Source organism: Pseudolysinimonas sp., from assembly GCF_044239695.1.
In the GTDB taxonomy this organism is placed as follows: Bacteria; Actinomycetota; Actinomycetes; order Actinomycetales; family Microbacteriaceae; genus Pseudolysinimonas_A.
Genome location: NZ_JBIIAW010000174.1, coordinates 1 through 3524, shown reverse-complemented (window position 1 = coordinate 3524; position 3524 = coordinate 1). Strand labels below are relative to the sequence as shown.

Here is a 3524-nt window from a genome sequence, read left to right as displayed (position 1 = left end):
GACCGGGTCGAGCGGGCCCGGGCGCTCGCGGCCACGCGGCTGGCGACGACGCCGTGGCGGCTCAACTCGGAGGTCCCCGGCACCTGGTTGCGCTCGCCCGCCGGAGTGCCCGCGCGCGGCGCCACCGCGGTGCTCGACCGGGCGCTGGAGCGCGGTGGCATCACCATGCGCGGCTACGACCGCGTGCTGCGGATGGCGTGGACGCTCGCCGATCTGGATGCCGTCCCCCGACCCGACGCCGGCCACGTCGGCCGCGCCCTGCTGCTGAGAAGAGCCGCCGCATGACCGTCCCGGAGTCCGAGATCGCCGCCCTCGTGCGCGCCGTCGTCCCCGACCGCCCCCTCGACCGGGAGCAGATCGCCGACCGCTACGCGCGGGCCCGGTGGTCGGCCATCGCCGAGCCGGGGGATGCCGACGCCGGTCGGTTGCTCGCGGCGGTCGGGGCGATGGCTGCTCTCGAATTGCTGAGCGCCGGCGCACCCGCCCTCGCCGACGCCGCCGGGGGATCGTTCACCGAGGCCGTCGAACGCTGGAGCCCGCGCCTGCGTCAGGTCGACACCCCGCTGCACCTCCGGCAGGCGGCCCGCTTCGGGGCGCGACTGTTGGTTCCCGGTGACGCGGAATGGCCGACCGGACTCGACGATCTCGGGATGCACGCCCCGTCGGCGCTCTGGGTGCGCGGCGATGCGACGCTGCTCGGGCGACTCGAGCGGTCGATTGCGATCGTCGGAGCCCGCGCCGCGACCGGCTATGGCGAGCACGTCACCGTCGAGGTGGCGAGCGGGCTCGTCGACCGCGGCTTCGCGATCGTCTCGGGCGCCGCGTTCGGCATCGACGGCGCCGCCCACCGCGCCGCGCTCGCGAGCGGCGGCTCGACCGTCGCCTTCCTCGCGGGCGGGGTCGACCGGTTCTACCCGAGTGCGCACGAAACGCTGTTGACCCGCATCGTCGACCGCGGGGCCGTCGTGTCCGAGGTGCCGTGCGGAACCGCGCCGACCAAGTGGCGCTTTCTCCAGCGGAACCGGTTGATCGCTGCGGCGAGCAGCGCGACGGTCGTCGTCGAGGCGGGCTGGCGATCGGGATCCCTCAACACCGCGGGCCACGCCGCTCAACTCGGGCGCCCGCTCGGTGCCGTGCCCGGTCCCGTCACGTCGTCGGCCTCCGCGGGGTGCCACCGTCTCATCCGCGAGTACGACGCCGTCTGCGTCACGACCGCGCAGGAGATGGCCGAACTCGTCGACCCCACCGGAGCGCCGACCCTCCTCACCGGTGATCCGAGTCCGGAACGCACCCGCGTTCTCGACGCGCTCACCCGCACGGGGCGCGACCTCTCCCGCATCGCGGCGATCAGCGGGATGTCGCTCGACGCCGTGCGGGCCGAACTCGGGATGCTCGAACTCGACGGTCTCGCGACCGAAGGTCCGTCGGGATGGCGGCGGGGATCGGGGTAGGCCGGGTGCGGGCAACCCGCCGCTGAGCGGCATCGCGGAAACGACACCGGCGGCGCGTAGAGTGCGCGCATGGTGCAACTGGGCCAATTCCCTCCCGCGCGGCACGTGATCGCGCACATCTCCGACACCCACTTCCTCGGTGGCGGCCGCGAACTCTACGGAACCGTCGACACGGATCCGCCGCTCGTGCACGCGCTCGACCTGCTCGGGCGCTCGAACCTGCCGATCGAAGCGCTCGTCTTCACGGGCGATCTCGCCGACCTCGCCGAACCGGATGCCTACGCGCGGCTGAGGTCGATCGTCGAGCCGGCCGCCGCGAAGATCGGCGCCGAGATCATCTGGGTGATGGGCAACCACGACGAGCGCCCCGCGTACTCGAAGGGCCTCTTCGGTCACGAGACCACGGAACCTCAGGATCGCGTCGAGATGCTCGGCGGCCTGCGCATCATCTCCCTCGACTCGACGGTGCCCGGCTATCACCACGGTGCGCTGCTCGACAGCCAGCTCGAGTGGCTGCGCGACGTGCTCGCCGAGCCCGCCGCCGACGGCACCCTGCTCGCCCTCCACCACCCGCCGCTGCCGTCGCCGGTCGAGATCATGGCGATCCTCGAACTGCAGCGCATGGACCGCCTCGCCGACGTGCTGCGCGGCACCGACGTGCGCGGCATCCTCGCCGGGCACCTCCACCACGCGATGTCGGGGATGTTCGCGGGCATCCCCGTCTCGGTCGCGGCGGCCACCTGCTACACGATCGACGCGGCCGCCCCCGTCGGCAGCCTGCTCGGCGTCGACGGCGCCCAGTCGATCAACCTCGTGCACGTCTACGACGACCAGATCCTGCACTCCGTCGTGCCGGTGCACGAGACCCGCCCGGTCTCCGGGTTCCCCGACTCGGTGCTGGAACGGCTCGGCCAGTTGAGCTTCGACGAGCGAATCGAGGCGTTCTCGAACAAGCGCTCCACCTTCAACCTCGCCGAGGTCGAATCCAGCGGCGCACCGGCCGTCGACCACACTCTCGAGTAGCCCGGCGGGGCGGGGCCGCGAAGCCACGGGTCCGCGCGACGATGGACGCGTGGACCTCCGCGCCGCGATCGACGGCTATACCCGTCACCTCGAACTCGACCGCGGTTTCAGCGTGCACACCCTCCGGGCGTATCGCACCGACCTGACCGACCTCGCGGGCTTCGCCGAGGCCGCGGGACTCGAGGACACCGCCGGCCTCGACCTGGAGCTGCTCCGCGGCTGGCTCTGGCGCGGCTCGACCGCGGGTCTCGCGAAGTCGACCCTCGCGCGCCGCAGCGCCGCCGCCCGCGGATTCACCAAGTGGCTCGCCACGACCGGCACCGCGGAGGCCGACCCCGGGCATCGACTCAAGGCCCCCCGACCGGATCGGCACCTCCCGCGCGTGCTGACCCGCCCGCAGGTCGACGGGCTGCTCGACGACCTCGCCGCCCGCGCCGACACGGGGGAGCCGAACGCGGTGCGCGATCTCGCCGTCGTCGAACTGCTCTACGCCTCGGCCCTGCGCGTCAGCGAAGTCGTCGGCGCGAAAATCGCCGACCTCGACCGCGAGCGGATGACCCTCCGCGTGCTCGGCAAGGGCGGCAAAGAACGTGTCGTTCCGTTCGGGATGCCGGCCCGCCGCGCCCTCGACGGCTACCTCGACGACGCCCGCGCCACGCTCCTCGATGGGCGCGACGACGCCGGCACGATCTTCGTCGGCGCCCGGGGGCGGCAGCTCAGCACCCGCGCCGTGTACGAACTCGTCGCGCGACTGCTGGCCGACCTGCCCGGCTCGGGCCCCGCCGGGCCGCACGCGTTCCGACACACCGCGGCCACCCACCTGCTCGACGGGGGAGCCGACCTCCGTGCGGTGCAGGAGTTGCTCGGCCACGCCAGTCTCGCGACCACGCAGATCTACACCCACGTCTCCGCCGAGCGCCTCAAAGAGTCCTACTTCCTCGCCCACCCACGCGCCTAGCCCCCCCTCCCGCGGGTTGAGTGCCGCGCGCAGCGCGGTGTATCGAAACCCCACCCGGGTCACTCGTCGGGCGGGTTTCGATACACCGCTGC

3 protein-coding genes and 1 pseudogene are annotated in these 3524 nt (G+C 73.1%); all 4 read left to right on the top strand.

What is annotated here, in order from left to right; genetic code table 11:
* Positions 1-285 (top strand): annotated as a pseudogene (locus ACILQS_RS15985) (ATP-binding protein); the annotation flags it as partial.
* Positions 282-1451 (top strand): DNA-processing protein DprA, encoded by a 1170-nt coding sequence (gene dprA / locus ACILQS_RS15980; protein ID WP_395641117.1) that lies wholly within the window; start codon positions 282-284, stop codon positions 1449-1451. The pseudogene ACILQS_RS15985 and the gene dprA, both read left to right, overlap by 4 nt.
* Positions 1452-1520: 69 nt before the next feature.
* Positions 1521-2474: a phosphodiesterase gene (locus ACILQS_RS15975; protein ID WP_395641116.1), complete on the top strand. Its 954-nt coding sequence runs from the start codon at positions 1521-1523 to the stop codon at positions 2472-2474.
* 49 nt (positions 2475-2523) lie between these two features.
* Positions 2524-3432 carry a tyrosine recombinase XerC gene (locus ACILQS_RS15970; protein ID WP_395641115.1) on the top strand — a complete coding sequence of 303 codons (909 nt, stop codon included), beginning with the start codon at positions 2524-2526 and terminating at the stop codon, positions 3430-3432.
* Positions 3433-3524 lie beyond the last annotated feature (92 nt).

What these genes read in the sequence shown, in the direction of transcription:
- ACILQS_RS15975 (WP_395641116.1), top strand. Translation starts at nt 1,521, where the DNA reads ATGGTGCAACTGGGCCAATTCCCTCCCGCGCGGCACGTGATCGCGCAC.
- dprA (WP_395641117.1), top strand. Translation starts at nt 282, where the DNA reads ATGACCGTCCCGGAGTCCGAGATCGCCGCCCTCGTGCGCGCCGTCGTC.